Consider the following 17,741-nt stretch of genomic DNA (forward strand, 5'->3'; position numbering starts at 1 on the left):
CGCCGTTCAGCCTGCGGAGGAGCCCCGCTCCTCGGCCACCTTCAGCACCTCGTCGATGCTCTCCAGGCTCAGCCGCTCGCGGGCGGCCGAGGCCGCGATGATCAGCTCTCCGCACAGCTCGATCTCGGCGAGGGCGACGTGGTCCTGAACTGCCGTACCGCCGACCGGAGCCACGTGCATCACCTCATCTCTGCCGCTGCCGACTTACCGGAGCGACTTCCTAGAGTAGGGAGCGGCACACACACCGCGCATGGCACGGACGGGCTAGTTCACGCCGGTCACTCCTCGGCGATCCTGCCCGCGTAGATGTCGTCGGTCCTGGGCAACCGTACGCGCGCCGAGGCCCCGAAATCGTAGAGCAGCGTGGTCGAGGCGACGGCGACGGAGCTCTTCTGCTGCCCGTTCAGGAAGCTGAAACGGTGCCTGACCTTACGGACGCGCCCCTCGTCGTCGAGGTAGGCGTCGAACGGCACCGCGGCCGTGGCGAACCCCTCGGCCGCCGCCTTCAGAGGTCCCTCGTTCCCCTTGGACGCCCGCCGGGCCGCGTCGGCGAGGTCCGCCGTCCCCCGGTAGTGCCGCACTGCGGTTCCCGCGACCTCCGTTCTGCCGACGTAGGTCGCCGTCCGTGTCCCGAGCAGCACCTCGGCCGCCGTGAACGGGTCGGTGGCCCCGCCGGTGACGAGGTTGCCGTCGGACAGGGTCCGCGTGTCCACCCGCACCCACTTGTCCGGGGGCACGCCTGCGCCCCGGTTCTTCATGAACAGCGCACCGGGCGCGAGCAGTTCGGTGATCGGCCGGCGCTCGGCGACCCCCGCGGGATCCTGCGGCAGCAGCACCTTCAACCGGCCCATCCGCTTGCGGTAGTCGTACACCCCGGCACCCCGGATGGTCACCCGGGTCCCGCCGGCGGCCATCTCCATCGACGTACGGGCCTTGGAGCTGCCCGCGTCGACGAGCCGGTCGGCGGCCTGCCGCAACACGGTGACGGCCTCCCCGCCGCGGGAGTCCCCGGCGACCGCGTCACCCCCGGAGCACCCGGCGCACGCCGGGCCCGCCCCGGCCAGGAGCACGGCCGCGACGACCGCCGCTCGCGTCCGCCGGTGCCGCCGTTCCCGCTGCCGCCCAGTCATCGCCTGCCTACCCCCAGCCGGTACGTCCGTCACGGGCCCCCTCGTTGTCCCGGTTAACGACGGGTCTGTGCCCCCGTCACGCGAGCCCGCCGCCGGCCGCCGGCGAATCCTTCACCCCGCGCTGGGTAACGTGGTCGGTGTGGCACAGCAGGACGGGCCGGAGCCTCCCCCCACCCTCCCCGAACACCGCACGACGACCATGGAGAAGGGCCGCTTCTGCATGGCCCACTGTGCCTGCGGCTGGCGGGGCCCCGCCCGCAGAGCCAGAAGCCAGGCACGCACGGACGCCGAACGGCACGCGACGGGCTGAGCCGGTGGAAACGGGCTTCGCCGTAGTTGTCGACGATGCCTCCGCCCTGCTCCTCGACGCGTCCGGCGAGCGCGGCGCCTGCCCGGCACGGGCGAACTGCTGCCGGCCCTCGGGGTGCTCACCCCGCTCGTGGCCGGCACGTCCGCAGGCTGCCATCCGGCCCGTCGAGCAGAGACCAGCCGGACTTCGCCCCACTCGTGTCCCGACCCGTGGAACCCCCACCCCCCGTCACCCCGTCTCCCAGGGCGCAACCACCGGGAGGCTCCATGGAACGGCGCACGATCCTCACAGGCGGCACGGCGGCGATCGCCGCGGCCGCGACCCCCTTCACCACCGCCTGCACCCCGTCGGGCACCCGCTCCGGGGGTACGGGCACCGACGCCGTGCGCACCGCCGCCACGTCGAGAACCACCGCGGCGAAGTGGGCCGCCCTGGCCCGCGACCTCGACGGCCCGCTGGTCCGTCCCGGCGACGCCGGCTGGCCCGCGGCCCGGCAGCTGTACAACACCCGCTTCGACAACCTGAAGCCCGCCGCGGTCGCCTACGTGTCCCACGCGGACGACATCCGCACGACCCTGGCCTACGCCCGCGCCCACGCCCTGCGCGTGGCGATACGCAACGGCGGCCACTCCTACGCCGGCTGGTCCTCCGGCGACGGCCGTCTGATCGTCGACGTCTCCAAGCTCAACCGCGTCCGGGCCTCGGGCACCACCGCGGTGGTCGGCGCCGGCGCCAAACTCATCGACGTCTACCGGGCCCTCGCCGCCAAGGGCGTCACCATCCCGGCCGGTTCCTGCCCCACCGTCGGCGTCTCCGGGCTCACCCTCGGCGGCGGCCACGGCGTGGTCTCCCGCGCCTACGGCCTGACCTGCGACAGCCTCACCCAGGCCACCCTCGTCACCGCCGACGGCAAGCAGATCACCGCCAACTCGCAGGAGAACAAGGACCTGTTCTGGGCCCTGCGCGGCGCCGGCAACGGCAACTTCGGCGTGGTCACGGAGCTGCACTTCAAGACCCACCCGGCCCCGCAGGGCGTCTCGGCGTACCTGTCCTGGCCCTGGTCGAAGGCGGCCGCGGTGGTGAAGGCCTGGCAGGAGTGGGGGCCGTCGCAGCCCGACGAGATCTGGTCGTCCCTGCACCTGGCGAACGCCGCGGGCGGCACCCCGACCGTCTCGGTCTCGGCGTTCTCCCTCGGCACCTACGGCGAGCTGAAGAACGCCGTCGACCGCCTGGCCGACCGCGTCGGCGCCCCGGCCCGCAGCGTCTCCCTGAAGCGCCGCTCGTACGAGGAGGCGATGGAGGTGTACGCCGGCTGCTCCTCGTTCCCGACGGACGCGCAGTGCCATCTGCCCGGCTCGACCCCGGGCCGCTCCCCGAAGGGCGCGCTGGGCCGCGAGACCTACGCCGCGGCGTCGGACTTCTTCGACCGCTCGCTGTCCGCGGCCGGCATCCGCACGCTGCTGGCCCAGATCGCCTCGGTACGCGGCGGCACCGGCAGCATCGCCCTCACGGCCCTGGGCGGTGCGGTGAACCGCGTCTCCCCCACCGCCACGGCGTTCGTGCACCGCCGTTCCCGGATGCTGGCCCAGTACATCGCCGCGTGGCGGGCCGGCACGGGCGGGACGACGGCCCGCGACTGGCTGGGCTCGGCCCACAAGGCCATGCGCCCCCACGCCTCGGGGGCGGCCTACCAGAACTACACGGACCCGACTCTGACCGGCTGGCGCAAGGCGTACTACGGAGACGCGGCGGCCCGCCTGACCAAGCTGAAGAAGCAGTACGACCCGAACCGCTTCTTCACATATCCCCAGGCGCTGTAGGGGGGTTGCCCCGGGGCCGGTTGCGGGCGGGATGCCCGGGAGTCGGGTTGTCCGGGGGGCGGTTGCAGGCGGGATGCCCGGGGCGGGGTGCCCAGCGCCGGTTGTGCCGGGCACCCGGGGGCCGGTTGCCCGGCTGCGCGCCGGGCGGACCTGCCGTTATGCGGCGAGGTCCCGCTCCGAGGTCCGCTCGGTGCGGGCCTCGGGGATCACCGTGTCCTCCCCTTCCCCACGCCCTCTGCCGCGCACGAGCCATCCCGCCCGGGGCGAGCGCTCGACGGCCTTCACCAGAGGCGTCAGCAGGGCCATGGCGAGCGGCGACAGCAGCAGCGCCACCGCGGTGCCCAGCGCGAACCCGCCCACGACGTCGGTCGGATAGTGCACACCCATGTAGACGCGGATGAACCCGCCGAACAAGGCCAGCACGAGGGCGACGAGACCGTACGTGCGGTGGGCGACGAACAGTCCGACCGCCATCGCCATGACGATCGTGGCGTGGTCGCTGACGAACGAGTAGTCGGTCTTGCCCTGCACGAGCACCTCGAGCCCCTGGTGGTCCAGGAACGGCCGGGGCCGCTCCACGAACCCCCGGATGGGCACGTTCACCAGCACCGCGATGCCGGCGGCCAACGGCGCCCAGACCAGGGCCGCGACGGTGGACGCCGCGTCCTCGCCGCCGCGCCTGCGCACCGACCACCAGCACCACACCACGAGCAGGACGATGCCGAGCAGCAGCCCGTACTCACCGACGTACTCCATGACGCGGTCGGACCAGGCCGGCGCGTCCTTGGCCAGGCCATTGATGTCGTACAGCAGGTCGACGTCGGGGTTCGACCCGGATTCGGCGAGTCCAGCCATGGTGCTGCGGCCCCTTCGTCGTCTGTCCCGGCGCACCCGTGCGTGCGCCGCTGCTGCCACCCCCGTGGTTGTAGATCCGCTTCCGCCGCACGCATGCGTGACGCGTACCGAATGGACGTCTGCTCGGCTACGTCAACAGGAACGCATGGTCACCGCTGATACGTTCCACACTCCACCGAATGATCACGCAGACGTTATCGAAGAGAGATAAGTCTTCGCAGTTCAGGGGGTGGGTTCACACACGGTTCACACCGTCGTGGGCAGTGCTTTCGCGCCATCTTCGGTGACACGCGTGGCTCCGAAGTAGTCGGGCGTGTCGACCGGGTCGAATCGGATGACGGCACCGGTCCGGGGCGCGTCGATCATGTACCCGCCGCCGACGTAAATGCCGACATGCCGGATGGCACGGGAATTGGAGAGGTCGTCCGAGAAGAACACCAGATCACCGGGGAGCAGTTCGTCCCGCGCAGGGTGCGGACCGGCGTTGTACTGGTCGTTGGCCACACGCGGAAGCTTGATGCCCACGGCCTCGTAGGCGGCCTGGGTGAGTCCCGAGCAGTCGAAGCGTCCGCCCTGTTCAGCGGTGCCGGTGCCGCCCCACAGATAGGGCGTGCCGAGCTTCTTCTGCGCGTACTCGATCGCGGCGGCGGCCTGCTCGGAGGGATCGACCCGCCCGACCGGTGCCTCGAAGCTCTCCGAGAGCGTCGTGATCCGCTTCACGTAGTTGCGGGTCTCGCTGTACGGCGGCACACCCCCGTACTTGATCACCGCGTACGCCCCGGCGTTGTAGGCGGCCAGCATGTTCGCGGTCGGATTCCCGCCAACCTTCTTCACGTAGGAGGCGAGTTCACAGTCGTAGGAGGCGGCCGAGGGGATCGCGTCCTTCGGATCCCACACGTCACGGTCGCCGTCGCCGTCGCCGTCGATGCCGTGGCTGGCCCAGGTGCCGGGGATGAACTGCGCTATGCCCTGCGCCGCGGCCTGGCTCTGGGCTCTGGGGTTGAAGCCGCTCTCCTGGTAGAGCTGGGCGGCGAGCAGGGCCGGGCTGATGGCGGGGCAGAGGTTGCCCCACTTCGCCACGAGGGCCGCGTACGCCGCGGGCACCGACCCCTTGGCCAGCGATTTCGCCCCGCCTCCCACGCCGTTGACCAGGTTCCCGGCGACGAGATAGACCCCGACGACGAGCAGCATCACGAAGGCCAGCGCGGAACTGATCGCAACACTCGCCACGATCCATGCCTTACGCACCGTCAACCGCCCCTCGCCGCCCAGGAGTCCGTCGGTCAGTGTAGAGGCGGCCGCCCCGCCCGGGAATGATCACGAAGAAGAGAGTCGGGGCGCACGGAGCGACGGCCACGGCACGACCGGCACGACGGAAGCACGCCCGGCCCGGCCCGGCGCACGGGAGCCCCGCCCGGACGGGCTACGACGGCCCCCACCGGACTGGACGCCCCCGGAGGGACTCGGGGCCTTCACCGGCTGAACGCACTTCCCGCGGTGACAGTCCGTCACCGAAGGGCGCCGCCCGGTGCCGTGGGGGTCCGGGACGGCGGGGAAACGAAGGGGCCGCGGCATCCCAGCCGCGGCCCCTTCGCCGTGCCGGGTAGCCTTCACCCGGAGAACACCGGCACGACCACTCACCCGACCAGCCGTCAGAAACAGCCCCCAAAGGTGGGAAAGGCCGCAAGAAGGCACAACGACGGAACCACACCCCAGGTTCCGCTCAGGCCTCATTGCCCGGCGTGACCTCCCGTGATACACAGAGTGACCATACGACCCTTCGCGCACCGCCCGTCACCTCGCCTAGGGGCCGGAGCGGAACGGTGGCAAGGTATTCGTACGAAACCCGCCAATCAATGACGCCAAGTCGACATCCGACAGCATCATTGTCGGCGAGAATGAGGCCTGACCTCTGCACGACCGCAGAGGATGCGGAACTACCCAACAGGGGCGGTGACATACATGCTCTTTGCGGCCGACAAGGGAGACATCAACACCATCATCGGCGGGATCGCTCCGGACTGGGGCCCCTTCGGCAGCCTGGGCAACGAGGCGAAGGTGATGATCGAGGTCGTGATGGCGGTGGCCATCCTGCTCTGCCTCGGCATCGCGATCTGGGGCGCCGCCAAGCAGCGCATCGGAGCCACCGCCCTGCGCGACACCTTCAGCGCGGAACAGGGCAAGGGCCTCATCATCGCCGGCCTCACAGGAGTCTTCATCATCGGCTCCCTGGGCACCCTCTTCACGATCGTGTACGGCATGGCCGTGTAACCCGGGCACCCGTACGCCCGCCGGGACGCCCGGTCCGCTCCCCCTCCCCTCCATCCCACCCGCCCGTCGTGCCCACCGGCTGAGGTTGCGTTTCCCTGATGTCGAGTCACCACACCGCGCCCGCGCGGGAACCAGCGCGGCTACCGTCGTACGAGGAGTATGAGAAGTACGACCGGTACGAAGTGTTTCCGCACGACGTCGAGGGGGCGTACGCGGCATGAGTCTCGGTGACGACCACGAGTCCTCCGGCGGTTACGCCGGCACGGGCCAGACCCGCACCCGTCTGCCCGACCCCGGCGACGCCTTCGGCGACCCCCGCCGCCGCACCTCGTCCCGCAGCCTGGTCACGGTGGTCGGCGTGGTGGTCCTCCTGATCGCAGCGATCGCTTTCGCCAACCGGGGGGACGGCGACTCGTCCTCCTCGGCGGACGGCTCCTCCGGCACACCGGACGCATCCGCGACGGCCCCGTCCGGCCAACGCCCCGTCAAGTCCAAGTCCGCGACGGGCATCCCCTCGGGCTTCGCCCAGGACCAGGAGGGAGCGGAGAGCGCCGCGGCGAACTACGCCGTCGCGCTGGTCTCCGCCGACATCCTCAAGCCGGCGCGGCGCCCCGGGATCGTCCGTCAGGTGTTCGACGCCGACAAGGCCCCCGAGCTGGAGAGAAACCTCGACCGGGTCTACAGCAAGGCGTTCCTGGAGAAGGTCGGCCTCGACGCGAACGGCGACGCGCCCAAGGGCAGCACCTACGTCTCCCGCACGATGCCGGTCGGCACCAAGGTCACCGACTTCTCGGGCAGCACCGCCACGGTCGAGGTCTGGTGCACCGGCGTGTTCGGGATGACCGGGGAGAGCTCACAGAACCCCGTCACCAACGACTGGTTCACCATGACCCTCCGGCTGCGCTGGACCGACGGCGACTGGAAGGTCGACAGCTTCTCCCAGAAGGAAGGCCCCGCGCCGGTCAACGGCGACAACAGGGTGTCGACGTCGGACGCCATCTCGAAGGCCGTCGAGGAGTTCGGAGGGTTCACGTATGCCCGGTAGCCCGCGCCGCGCAGCCAAGGTCGCCGCAACCCTCACCGCCGTGCAGACCGCCCTAGTCCTGTTCGCCACCCGGGCGGCAGCCGCTCCCACGCCCACGCCCTCGCCCAGCCCCAGCAACGACAACTGCTCCCTGCTCTCCGGCCGGGCCCTGGAGATCTGCGAAGGCGACACCGGCAGCGACACCGGCAGTGGTACCTCCCGGCTCGACCCCACCTCCACCCTCGACCCCCTCTCCTCCCTCGCCAAGGGCTGCGCCGACGCCGCCTCCTGGACCGTCGACAAGCTCAGCGACGCCGTGAAGGAGACCGCCAACGTCGACTTCACCAACCCCAAGTTCCTCCAGCAGTACGCCGTCGTCTTCGCCGCCTCGACGATCCTCACGCTGCTGCTCTGGCTCCTGGCCGTCGCCAAGCGAGCCGTCCGCGGCGTCCCCCTGACCACCGCCCTCTCCGAAGCCATCGGCTTCCTGTGGCTCACGGTGCTGGCCTCCGCCTTCACCCCCCTCATCCTCTACACCGTCGTCTCCGCCACCGACGGCATCACCGAAGTCCTCGCCAAAGCCACCGGCGACCAGACCGACGCCTTCTTCGGCACCTTCTCCGAAGCCCTCAAGAAGGGCGAGGACATCGGCGGCGGCCCGATCATGCTGATCGTCGTCTCCCTGGTCAGCATCCTCGCCGCCGGAGTCCTCTGGCTGGAGCTCGTCATCAGGGCCGCGCTCCTCTACGTCGGCGCCCTCCTCGGCACCGTCGTCTACGCCGGCCTCGTCGACAAGAACCTGTGGGGCCACGTCCGCCGCTGGGCCGGCATCATGATCGCGGTCATCCTCATCAAGCCGGTCATAGTCATCGTCCTCGGCCTCGCCGGCGCACTCTCCGCCGACGACGGCCCGAACGCCTTCTCCGCCGTCGTCTCCGGCCTCGCCATCATCCTGCTCGCCATCTTCGCCAGCGCGATGATCTACCGCTTCGTCCCCGGCTTCGGCGACGAGATCGCCGGCTCCCGCAACAACCGCCTCATGCAGGGCGCCGAGAGCAAGGCCGCCGCGGTCATCAGCTCCCCGGCCACCCTGGTCGCGCAGGGCATCAAGACCCACAGCACCCGCGCCGGCAACAACGGCGGAGGCAGCCAGTCCTCCGCCCCCCGCCCCAGCAACCCCGCCTCCAGTGGAGTCGCCGCGCACAGTGCGCGCACCTCGAACGGCGGCGGATCTGTCCCCTCCGCCGCGCCCGCACCCCGTTCGAGCAGCCCCGTCAACACTCCCCACGCCAGCAACACCCGCAACAGCAGTACCAACCGCACGGGAGGTGAAGGGCGTTGACGACCGAGTCCCACGTGTCCCATCCGGTCACGCCCCGCCGGACATATCTGATCGGCCGCGCCCGGCCGAACGCGATCATCGGCCGCAACCGCGAGACCGGCGAGATCGCCCTGATCGTCGTGGGCGCGTTCCTCGGCATGATGTGCGGGCTCCTCGTCCCGGTCCTGTCGCTGCGCATCGTGCTGCTCGCCGGGTTCCCGATGCTGGCGCTGGCCGCGGTGTACGTGCCGTACAAGCACCGCTCCTTCTACAAGTGGTTCGAGATCAACCGCAGCTACAAGCGCACCCTCAAGCAGGGCACAACCTACCGCTCCACCGCCATCGAGGCCGGCACCCGGCTGGACGGCAAGGAGATCGAGGTCGGCCCGCCCCCGGGCATCGGCCGCATCACCTGGCTGGCCGCCCCCTTCGGCCCCGACGAGATCGCCGTGCTCCTGCACGCCGACCGCAAGACCGTCACCGCCGCCATCGAGATCGAGGGCCCCGGCGTCGGCCTGCGCGACAGCGAGGACCAGGAAGCCCTCGTCGACCGCTTCGGCACCCTGCTCAAGCACGTGGCCAACGGCGACGGCTTCGTCACCCGCCTGCAGATGCTGGCCCGCACCCTCCCGGCCGACCCCGACGCCCACGCCAAGGACGTCGCCGTCCGCGGCGACGACAAGGCCCTGCCGTGGCTCCAGGAGTCCTACGACCAGCTCCAGTCGATGGTGTCCACCAGCAGCGAGCAGCACCGCGCCTACCTGGTCGCCTGCATGCACTACACCCGCGACCTCGCCGCCGAGGCCAACGCCATGGCCCGGGCCGCCCGCGCCCACGGTGGCAAGGTCGACCGGGACGCCGGACTCGCCGTCGTCATGGCCCGCGAGCTCACCGACATCTGCTCGCGCCTCCAGGAGGCCGACATCCGCGTCCGCCAGCCCCTCGGCCAGGGGCGGCTGTCCTCGCTGATCCACTCCATGTACGACCCGGATCACCCCATCGACCACATCCAGGCGATGACGAAACGCAATGCCTGGCCGGCCGAGCTGGACGCCGTGGAGCCCACCTACCTCCAGGCCAAGACCCGTGAGTCCTCCACCCGCGCCCCCTGGTGCCACGCCACCGCCTGGGTGAAGGAGTGGCCGATGACCCCCGTCGGCGTCAACTTCCTCGCCCCGCTGCTCGTCCACACCCCGGACGTCATCCGCACGGTCGCCGTCACCATGGACCTCGAACCCACCGAGGTCGCCATCGAGCGCATGCTCACCGAGAAGACCAACGACGAGGCCGAGGCGTCCCGCGCCGCCAAGATGAACCGCACCGTCGACCCGCGCGACGTCGCCGCGCACTCCCGGCTCGACCAGCGCGGCGAGGACCTCGCCAGCGGCGCCGCCGGCGTCAACCTCGTCGGCTACATCACCGTCAGCTCCCGCTCCCCCGACGCCCTCGCCCGCGACAAGCGGACGATAAGGGCCTCGGCCGGAAAGTCGTACCTCAAGCTGGAATGGTGCGACCGCGAGCACCACCGCGCCTTCGTGAACACCCTTCCCTTCGCCACCGGCATTCGGAGGTAGGACCTGATGCGGGACCCGCTGTCCGTCCTCACCGACGCCTTCACCTCGTTCCTCTTCGGAAAGGTCGAGACGACCAGGCTCCCGGTGCGCACGTCCACGGGCCAGGCCCAGGCGGTCTACCTCCCGACCGCCGCCCCCGGCCTCGGCGACTCCGGCGTCATCATCGGCCGCGAGGTGTACTCCGGAAAGGGCTACATCTACGACCCCTTCCAGCTCTACGGCCAGCAGCTCCCGGCTCCCCACTGGCTCGTCCTCGGCGAGTCCGGCAACGGCAAGTCGGCTCTGGAGAAGACGTACGTCCTGCGCCAGCTCCGCTTCCGCGACCGCCAGGTCGTCGTCCTGGACGCCCAGGGCGAGGACGGCGTCGGCGAGTGGAACCTCATCGCGCAGGAGCTGGGCATCACCCCCATCCGCCTGGACCCGATGGCGGCCCTGGACATGGGCATCCGCCTCAACCCGCTCGACCCCGCGATCACCACCACCGGCCAGCTCGCGCTGCTCCGGACGATCATCGAGGTCGCCATGGGCCACGGCCTGGACGAGCGCTCCGGCTTCGCCCTCAAGGTCGCCCACGCCTACGTCAACGAGACCATCGTCGACCGCCAGCCCGTCCTCACCGACATCGTCGAGCAGCTGCGCCACCCCGAACCCGAGTCGGCCGAGGCGATGAACGTCGCCATAGACGACGTGCGGGCCTGGGGCCTCGACGTCGCCCTGGTCCTGGACCGTCTCGTCGACGGTGACCTGCGCGGCATGTTCGACGGCCCGACGACGGTGGGCATCGACCTCGACGCCCCCCTCATCGTCTTCGACCTGTCCCACATCGACCGCAACTCCATCGCCATGCCCATCCTCATGGCGATCGTCGGCGTGTGGCTGGAGCACACCTGGATCCGCCCCGACCGGAAGAAGCGCATCTTCCTGGTCGAGGAGGCCTGGCACATCATCAACAGCCCCTTCGTCGCCCAGCTGTTCCAGCGCCTGCTGAAGTTCGGCCGACGCCTCGGCCTGTCCTTCGTGGCCGTCGTCCACCACCTGTCCGACGTCGTGGACGGCGCGGCCGCCAAGGAAGCGGCGGCGATCCTCAAGATGGCCTCCACCAGGACGATCTACGCCCAGAAAGCAGACGAGGCAAGGGCCACCGGCCGCGTCCTCGGCCTGCCTCGCTGGGCCGTGGAGATCATCCCGACCCTCACCCCCGGCATCGCCGTCTGGGACGTCAACGGCAACGTCCAGGTCGTTAAACACCTGGTCACCGAGACCGAACGCCCCCTGGTCTTCACCGACCGCGCGATGACTGAATCCTCCAACGACCTCGCGGACGACGCCCTGCACGCCGCGGAACTCGAGGCGGAGGAACGGGCCGCGGCCTTCGTGGAGCACCACCTGGGCGACTCCGAATCGACGGTGGCGTAGGCGGCAGGGGAGGACACGTGAGACCGGACCACCGCCACACCCAGCGGGACGGCCAGGGAGGCATCCCCGACGGCCTGCTGGTCGGCATACTCGCGTTCCTCCTCGGCATGACCCTGCTGGTGTGGACGGCCACCGGCCTCGCCGCCTGGTTCGCCCACGGCTCCTGGCCGTCCGGCGTCACCTTCACCCGCACGCCCCTCGCGATGCGCGCCCTCATCGCCAAGCCCCACGACATCCCCGCCGCCTGGCCCGGTACACCCCCCGCCGAACTCTCCGGCTACGGCCTGTTCTGGGGCCTGTTCATCGGCCAGCTGATGGTCCTGGTCGTCCTGACGGTGTTCGTGATGGGCACCCTGGCCCGGTGGCGGGCGGTCCGGGCCAGACGCCGCGAGGAGAAGATCCTGGCGGCGGAGGAGCAGACGGTGTCCGGCACACCGGCCCTGGGAGCCACCGCGTACGAGGCACACGAACCCGTGCAGCACGAGGTCCCGACCACGGCGCAGCACCACGTCCCCCCATCGACGCAACACGAGGTCGTGACGGCACAACACGAGGTCCCGACACCTCGCCGCTCGCCCTCCGGCGCCGCGAGCCCCCTGGACTCCACGACGAGCACCCTGGACTCCACGGAGAGCCCGGCCGGCTCCCCACAGCCGGGGATCGTCCCCGCGACCACGGCATCCCTGTTCGGGCAGGATCGGGTGGGCAGGTGGGAAAGAATCCTCGTAGCCCCGAGGGAAACCCGCCAAACCACCGCCACCCAGGCCGTACGGGACGCGGAAGGCCCAGCCCTCATCGTCACGTCGAACCCCCTCCTCTGGCAGGACACCAAGGACGCCAGAGCCAAACTGGGCCCCACCCACCTCTACGACCCCACCCACCTCTGCGACACCCCGTCCCGCCTGCACTGGTCCCCCACCGCCGGCTGCGAGGACAAGGCGACAGCGACCACGAGAGCCACCGCCCTCCTCACCCCCGTACGCCCCACCGCCAAACTCGACCAGGCGGTCAGCGACACGGCCACCACCCTCCTGCGCAGCTACCTGCACGCGGCCGCCATCGACGGCCGCACCATCCGCCACGTCCACCGCTGGTCTCAGGGCACCCAGATCCAGGACGCCGTACGCATCCTCCGCACCAACCCCAAAGCCGCCCCCGGCTCCGCCGGCGAACTCGAAGGCGCCCTCACCGCCCACCCCGAACGCCGTGACATGGCCCAGCAACTGACGACCCGTGCCCTCACGGCCCTCTCCACCATCAACATCCGCGAGGCCTGCACTCCCAACCGAAATGATGCCCTCGCCTTGGATTCCTTCGTCCACGAAGGGGGCACGCTTTATGTGGTGGGGGAATCCATCGAGGACCCCAGGACGAACCCGGGCGCGATGCCCTTCCTGACGGCCCTCGTCTCCAGCGTGGTCGAGCGCGGCCGGCACATGGCCGAACGGTCATCGGCCGGTCGCCTCGACCCACCAATGACGCTCGTCCTGGACGACGTCGCGGCCGTGGCCCCGCTTCCCCAGCTCCCGGAGCTGCTGGCCACCGGAGCGGACCGGGGCATGCCGACCCTGGCCCTGCTCCGGTCCCGCGAACAGGCCCGAGCCCGCTGGCCGCACGACGAACTGCCCGTCTAGGCCCCGTCACTCCCGCTCGAGCACGAACTCCAACTCCCGCTCCCCGGCATCGCCCAGCGGCACCGTCAACCCGCTCGGCAGAAACCCCGCCCGCCGATAGAACCGCTGGGCCCGCCCGTTCTCCTCGTGCACGATGAGCCGCACCCGCTCCAGCCCCCGCCCCCACGACCACTCCAGGGCCGCGTCGAACAACACCTCGGTCAGCCCGCTCCCGCGCTCCTCGGGCCGTACGAACACACCGACCACATGCCCCTGTTTCCGCTCCACCGGAAAACCGGCCCAGTCGGTCGTCCCGGGCTCCTCCACGAGCACGGTCAGCGTCCCCACCCACCGCCCGTCCGGCCCCTCGGCGATGATCTGCTGCGCCTTGTCCGCCCCCTCGGCCGCCCCCGCCGTCCGCTCCCGCCAGAACGAGTCCGGCCGGGCCACGGCCTCCTCGTACGTCTCCAAGAACGCCAGGTGCGCCACCGGGTCCCGCAGCGCCGCCAGCCGCAGCTCCTTCGCCGCAGGCCACTCCTCAGCACGCACGGACCGGATCACATAGCTCATGCGGGCCACGGTAGTACCCGGGTACGACACCCCTCACCCCGATTACCGCCGCCGGTCCGACGACCGCCGCCCCCGCCCGCACGAGCATCGAAGCATGCTGACGGCACACGCACTTACCAAACGCTACGGCGACCGCACGGTCGTCACGGACCTCTCCTTCACCGTCCGCCCCGGCACCGTCACCGGCTTCCTCGGCCCGAACGGCGCCGGCAAGTCCACAACCCTGCGCATGCTCCTCGGCCTCGACGCCCCCACCCGCGGCCACGCCACCGTCGCCGGGCGCTCCTACGCCGCCCACCCCGCGCCCCTCACCGAGGTCGGTGCCCTGCTGGAGGCGCGCTCGGTCCACCCCGGCCGCACCGCCTACCACCACCTGCGCGCCCTCGCCCACACCCACGGCATCCCCCGCACCCGGGTCGAGCAAATCCTCGGTCTCACCGGCCTGACCGACGTCGCCCACCGCCGCGTCAAGGGCTTCTCCCTCGGCATGGGACAGCGCCTCGGCATCGCCGCCGCCCTCCTCGGCGACCCGGCCACCCTCATCCTCGACGAGCCGGTCAACGGCCTCGACCCGGAGGGCGTGCTGTGGATCCGCACCCTGCTCAAGTCCCTCGCGGCGGAGGGCCGTACGGTCCTCGTCTCCTCCCACCTGATGAGCGAGATGGCCCTCACCGCCGAGCACCTGGTCATCATCGGCCGCGGCCGCCTCCTCGCCGACACCACGGTCACCGACTTCGTACGCCACTCCGGTGCGGGCGCCACCAAGGTCGCCACCCCGGACGCCACCGCCCTCGCCGGCCTCCTCACCGCATCCGGCGTCGACATCACCTCCGACACCCCCGGCACCCTCCAGGTCCGCGGCACGGACGCCGAACACATCGGCCGCACCGCAGCCGCCCACGGCATCCCCCTGTACGAACTGACCCCCGGCACCGCCTCCCTGGAAGAGGCCTTCATGGACCTCACCCGCGACGCGGTGGAGTACCCGGCGACCCTCCAAGGAGCGGCAGCATGACCACGGCACCCCACCCCTACCGCGTGACCCCGCTCCGCGTCCTGCGCTCCGAATGGCACAAGTTCCGGACCCTGCGCTCCACCTGGATCACCCTCGCCGTCACCAGCGCCCTCACCACGGCCATGGGCGCCGGCCTGGCCGCCGCCTACGACGGCACGGGCGAAGGCAGCATGGACACGGTCCTCTTCGTCCTCCTCGGGACCCAGTTCGCCCAGATCAACCTCGGCGTGCTCGGCATCCTCGCCACCGCCGGCGAGTACTCCACGGGCCAGATCCGCGCCACCATGACGGCCGTCCCCCGCCGCCTGCCCGTCCTCTTCTCCAAGGCCGCCGTCCTGGCCGCGGTCGCCCTCCCTCTCACCCTGGCGACGAACCTCCTCACCTTCCCCCTGGCCCAGTCCTTCCTCACCGGCACCGACCAGGCGGCCTCCTTCGGCGACCCCGGCGTCCTGCGCGCCCTCGCCGGCAACGCGGCCGGACTCACCCTCCTCGCCGTCCTCGCCCTCGGCATCGGCGCCCTGGTCCGCTCCGTCCCGATGGCCATCGGCGTCTTCATCGGCATCGTCATGATCCTCCCGGAAGTCCTGGCCGTGCTCCCCTACGCGCTCGTCGACGACGCCGCCCGCTACTTCCCCGGCAAGGCCCTGGAAGCCCTCACCACCGCACAGCCGATGCCCGGCACCGCGGCACCCGGCGCCGCCCTCCTGGCCATGGCCCTGTGGACGACGGCCGTCCTCACACTCGCCTCGGCGGTCCTGCGCCGCCGGGACGTATGACGCACGGCACCGGAGCCCCCACCATGGACCCCGTGACGGAAGACCGGGTGCCGGAGCCCCTCACCGAGTACGCCCACCGCCTCACCCGCAGGGTGCGCGCCTTCGACCGACGCCACCCACTGCTGTGGGACCTGCACTTCACCGCCTTCTGGGTGACAGCCGCCCTGATCGACTACGCAGGCGGCGGCTGGCGCCACAACGCCCACAGCCTCGACGTCCCCGGCTGGATGCTCCTGACCATGAGCCTCGGCCTCTCGGTGCCCCTGCTGTGGCGGCGCACCCACCCCGGGGCCGCCCTGGCCGTCACGATCCCCTTCGCCGTCATCGACGCCTGGACGGGCGCGGCCCTCCAGGCCGCCCTGCTCCAGCTGGTCCTCGTCTACCACCTCGCCCTGCGCCGCCCCCTGCGCGACCTGTGGTGGGCGACGACCCTGGTGCTCGCCCCGGTCCTGGGGTCGGCCGTCCGCCACGGGGAGGGCACCTGGGACCAGCAGCTCGGCTCCCACCTGATGTCCGTCACGGTGGCCGTCCTCATCGGCGTCACGGTCCGCACCCGCCGCAACTACACGGAGGCGCTGGAGGACCGGGCCCGCCGCCTGGAGACCGAGCGCGACCAGCAGGCCCAGCTCGCCACCGCCGCCGAACGAGCCCGCATCGCCCGCGAGATGCACGACATCATCGGCCACAACCTCTCCGTCATCACCGGCCTCGCCGACGGCGGCCGCTACGCCGCCGCCAAGTCGCCCGAACGCGCCGCCCAGGCCTTGGACGCCATCGCCACCACCAGCCGCCAGGCCCTCACCGAGCTCCGCCGCCTCCTCGACGTCCTGCGCGAGGAGGAGAAGAACCAGCCAGCCCTGGCACCGCAGCCGGGCCTCACCGACCTCGACCAGCTCCTCGACGGCGTCCGCTCCGCGGGCCTCTCCGTCAGCACCACCACCCACGGCGTCCCCGACCTCCCCCCGGGCCGCCAGCTCACCGTCTACCGCGTCATCCAGGAAGCCCTCACCAACACCCTCAAGCACGGCGGTCCCGACGCCACCGCCGCGATAGAGCTCTCCTACGAGGAGAAGGGCTCCGTCACCGTCACGATCACGGACACGGCCCGCACCCGCCGTGCCGACGGCCCCGGCCGTGACCGTGGGGGGCGGGGACTTCCCGGAATGCGCGAGCGAACGGCCCTGTACGGCGGCACACTTGAGGCCGGCCCGCGCCCCCACCCCGAGCAGGGCTGGCGCGTCCGTCTCCACCTCCCGGAGGAATCCCCGCAGTGACCACGGTCCTGATCGCCGACGACCAACCCCTCCAGCGCTTCGGTTCCCGCATGCTCCTGGAGAGCCAGGACGACATGACGGTCGTGGGCGAGGCGACGAACGGCAGCGAAGCGGTCCGCATGGCCGCCGAGCTCCACCCCGACGTGATCCTGATGGACATCCGCATGCCCGGCCTGGACGGCATCGAGGCGACCCGCCGCATCACCGCCGCCGGCGACCGCACCCGCGTCCTGATCGTCACCACCTTCGACCTGGACGAGTACGCCTACGCCGGCCTCCGCGCGGGCGCCTCCGGCTTCCTCGTCAAGGACGCCCAGCCCGAGGAGCTGCTCTCCGGCATCCGCGCGGTGGCCACCGGCGACGCGGTCGTCGCCCCCAGCCTGACCCGCCGCCTCCTGGACGCCTACGTCCAACACCTGCCGTCCGGCCCCACCACGGAGGCCGGCACCCAGGAGGACCCCCGCCTCGCTTCCCTCACCGACCGGGAACGCGAGATCCTCACGGTCATCGGCCAGGGCTGGACGAACACGGAGATAGCCGCGCGCCTGCACCTCGCCGAATCGACGGTGAAGACACACGTGGGCCGCATTCTCGCGAAAACGGGCTCCCGCGATCGCATTCAGGCGGTCATCCTGGCGTACGACACGAAGCTGGTTCAGCCGTCGTAAGGACCCTGGAAACGCAGAAAACCCCGCATCCGAAGATGCGGGGTTTTCCCAAAAATTGTTCGGCGGCGTCCTACTCTCCCACAGGGTCCCCCCTGCAGTACCAT

At 71.1% G+C, this 17,741-nt stretch carries 17 protein-coding genes; 12 read left to right on the top strand and 5 right to left on the bottom strand.

Annotation, left to right across the window (positions count from 1 at the left end):
- Positions 1–6: 6 nt before the first annotated feature.
- Complete coding sequence (locus tag ACFZDI_RS27165; protein WP_234845600.1) at positions 7–174, bottom strand: hypothetical protein; 168 nt, start codon at positions 172–174, stop codon at positions 7–9.
- A gap of 104 nt (positions 175–278) precedes the next feature.
- Positions 279–1,130 carry a hypothetical protein gene (locus tag ACFZDI_RS27170; RefSeq protein WP_391253865.1) on the bottom strand — a complete coding sequence of 284 codons (852 nt, stop codon included), beginning with the start codon at positions 1,128–1,130 and terminating at the stop codon, positions 279–281.
- Between the two features lie 139 nt (positions 1,131–1,269).
- Between ACFZDI_RS27170 and ACFZDI_RS27175 the strand changes: the two genes are divergently transcribed.
- The gene (locus ACFZDI_RS27175; RefSeq protein ID WP_234845525.1) at positions 1,270–1,440 is read left to right on the top strand and encodes a hypothetical protein; all 171 of its coding nucleotides are present in this window, start codon (positions 1,270–1,272) and stop codon (positions 1,438–1,440) included.
- Between the two features lie 266 nt (positions 1,441–1,706).
- Positions 1,707–3,260: an FAD-binding oxidoreductase gene (locus ACFZDI_RS27180; RefSeq protein ID WP_234845524.1), complete on the top strand. Its 1,554-nt coding sequence runs from the start codon at positions 1,707–1,709 to the stop codon at positions 3,258–3,260.
- A gap of 156 nt (positions 3,261–3,416) precedes the next feature.
- Here ACFZDI_RS27180 and ACFZDI_RS27185 read toward each other — a convergent pair whose 3' ends face one another.
- Positions 3,417–4,115, bottom strand: a complete 699-nt coding sequence (locus tag ACFZDI_RS27185) for a phosphatase PAP2 family protein (RefSeq protein ID WP_391253867.1) — start codon at positions 4,113–4,115, stop codon at positions 3,417–3,419.
- Positions 4,116–4,361: 246 nt separating this feature from the next.
- Entirely contained in the window at positions 4,362–5,363 is a 1,002-nt protein-coding gene (locus tag ACFZDI_RS27190) for an NlpC/P60 family protein (RefSeq protein ID WP_391253869.1), read from the bottom strand.
- A 714-nt stretch (positions 5,364–6,077) separates the two neighbouring features.
- Here ACFZDI_RS27190 and ACFZDI_RS27195 point away from each other — a divergent pair.
- From ACFZDI_RS27195 to ACFZDI_RS27220, 6 genes are all read left to right on the top strand, one after another.
- Positions 6,078–6,386: a hypothetical protein gene (locus ACFZDI_RS27195; RefSeq protein ID WP_003991275.1), complete on the top strand. Its 309-nt coding sequence runs from the start codon at positions 6,078–6,080 to the stop codon at positions 6,384–6,386.
- Positions 6,387–6,603: 217 nt separating this feature from the next.
- Entirely contained in the window at positions 6,604–7,431 is an 828-nt protein-coding gene (locus ACFZDI_RS27200) for a hypothetical protein (protein ID WP_391253870.1), read from the top strand.
- Complete coding sequence (locus ACFZDI_RS27205) at positions 7,421–8,752, top strand: hypothetical protein (protein ID WP_391253872.1); 1,332 nt, start codon at positions 7,421–7,423, stop codon at positions 8,750–8,752. The genes ACFZDI_RS27200 and ACFZDI_RS27205 overlap by 11 nt, the downstream gene beginning before the upstream one ends.
- Positions 8,749–10,305, top strand: a complete 1,557-nt coding sequence (locus ACFZDI_RS27210) for an SCO6880 family protein (protein WP_391253874.1) — start codon at positions 8,749–8,751, stop codon at positions 10,303–10,305. Before ACFZDI_RS27205 ends, ACFZDI_RS27210 begins: the two co-directional genes overlap by 4 nt.
- Positions 10,306–10,311: 6 nt before the next feature.
- Complete coding sequence (locus ACFZDI_RS27215) at positions 10,312–11,721, top strand: ATP-binding protein (RefSeq protein ID WP_366710679.1); 1,410 nt, start codon at positions 10,312–10,314, stop codon at positions 11,719–11,721.
- 17 nt (positions 11,722–11,738) lie between these two features.
- Positions 11,739–13,355: a TraM recognition domain-containing protein gene (locus ACFZDI_RS27220; protein ID WP_391253877.1), complete on the top strand. Its 1,617-nt coding sequence runs from the start codon at positions 11,739–11,741 to the stop codon at positions 13,353–13,355.
- Between the two features lie 6 nt (positions 13,356–13,361).
- Here the strand turns inward: ACFZDI_RS27220 and ACFZDI_RS27225 are convergent, their stop codons facing one another.
- On the bottom strand, positions 13,362–13,904 hold the full coding sequence (locus ACFZDI_RS27225) for a GNAT family N-acetyltransferase (RefSeq protein ID WP_361116334.1): 543 nt from the start codon (positions 13,902–13,904) through the stop codon (positions 13,362–13,364).
- Between the two features lie 94 nt (positions 13,905–13,998).
- On the opposite strand from ACFZDI_RS27225, the gene ACFZDI_RS27230 reads away from it, so the two are divergent.
- Genes ACFZDI_RS27230 through ACFZDI_RS27245 form a run of 4 tightly spaced genes read left to right on the top strand, consistent with a single transcriptional unit; the run spans position 13,999 to position 17,637 of the window.
- Entirely contained in the window at positions 13,999–14,919 is a 921-nt protein-coding gene (locus ACFZDI_RS27230) for an ATP-binding cassette domain-containing protein (protein WP_391253880.1), read from the top strand.
- Positions 14,916–15,695, top strand: a complete 780-nt coding sequence (locus tag ACFZDI_RS27235) for an ABC transporter permease (protein WP_234850875.1) — start codon at positions 14,916–14,918, stop codon at positions 15,693–15,695. Before ACFZDI_RS27230 ends, ACFZDI_RS27235 begins: the two co-directional genes overlap by 4 nt.
- A gap of 23 nt (positions 15,696–15,718) precedes the next feature.
- The gene (locus ACFZDI_RS27240; RefSeq protein WP_391253882.1) at positions 15,719–16,969 is read left to right on the top strand and encodes a histidine kinase; all 1,251 of its coding nucleotides are present in this window, start codon (positions 15,719–15,721) and stop codon (positions 16,967–16,969) included.
- Positions 16,966–17,637: a response regulator transcription factor gene (locus tag ACFZDI_RS27245; RefSeq protein ID WP_234850873.1), complete on the top strand. Its 672-nt coding sequence runs from the start codon at positions 16,966–16,968 to the stop codon at positions 17,635–17,637. Before ACFZDI_RS27240 ends, ACFZDI_RS27245 begins: the two co-directional genes overlap by 4 nt.
- Positions 17,638–17,741 lie beyond the last annotated feature (104 nt).

It is taken from the genome of Streptomyces sp. NPDC007907 (assembly GCF_042959365.1).
GTDB lineage: Bacteria > Actinomycetota > Actinomycetes > Streptomycetales > Streptomycetaceae > Streptomyces > Streptomyces indiaensis.

What these genes read in the sequence shown, in the direction of transcription:
- ACFZDI_RS27170 (WP_391253865.1), bottom strand. Translation starts at nt 1,130, where the DNA reads ATGACTGGGCGGCAGCGGGAACGGCGGCACCGGCGGACGCGAGCGGCG.
- ACFZDI_RS27215 (WP_366710679.1), top strand. Translation starts at nt 10,312, where the DNA reads ATGCGGGACCCGCTGTCCGTCCTCACCGACGCCTTCACCTCGTTCCTC.
- ACFZDI_RS27225 (WP_361116334.1), bottom strand. Translation starts at nt 13,904, where the DNA reads ATGAGCTATGTGATCCGGTCCGTGCGTGCTGAGGAGTGGCCTGCGGCG.
- ACFZDI_RS27205 (WP_391253872.1), top strand. Translation starts at nt 7,421, where the DNA reads ATGCCCGGTAGCCCGCGCCGCGCAGCCAAGGTCGCCGCAACCCTCACC.
- ACFZDI_RS27180 (WP_234845524.1), top strand. Translation starts at nt 1,707, where the DNA reads ATGGAACGGCGCACGATCCTCACAGGCGGCACGGCGGCGATCGCCGCG.
- ACFZDI_RS27240 (WP_391253882.1), top strand. Translation starts at nt 15,719, where the DNA reads ATGGACCCCGTGACGGAAGACCGGGTGCCGGAGCCCCTCACCGAGTAC.
- ACFZDI_RS27230 (WP_391253880.1), top strand. Translation starts at nt 13,999, where the DNA reads ATGCTGACGGCACACGCACTTACCAAACGCTACGGCGACCGCACGGTC.
- ACFZDI_RS27195 (WP_003991275.1), top strand. Translation starts at nt 6,078, where the DNA reads ATGCTCTTTGCGGCCGACAAGGGAGACATCAACACCATCATCGGCGGG.
- ACFZDI_RS27185 (WP_391253867.1), bottom strand. Translation starts at nt 4,115, where the DNA reads ATGGCTGGACTCGCCGAATCCGGGTCGAACCCCGACGTCGACCTGCTG.
- ACFZDI_RS27235 (WP_234850875.1), top strand. Translation starts at nt 14,916, where the DNA reads ATGACCACGGCACCCCACCCCTACCGCGTGACCCCGCTCCGCGTCCTG.
- ACFZDI_RS27200 (WP_391253870.1), top strand. Translation starts at nt 6,604, where the DNA reads ATGAGTCTCGGTGACGACCACGAGTCCTCCGGCGGTTACGCCGGCACG.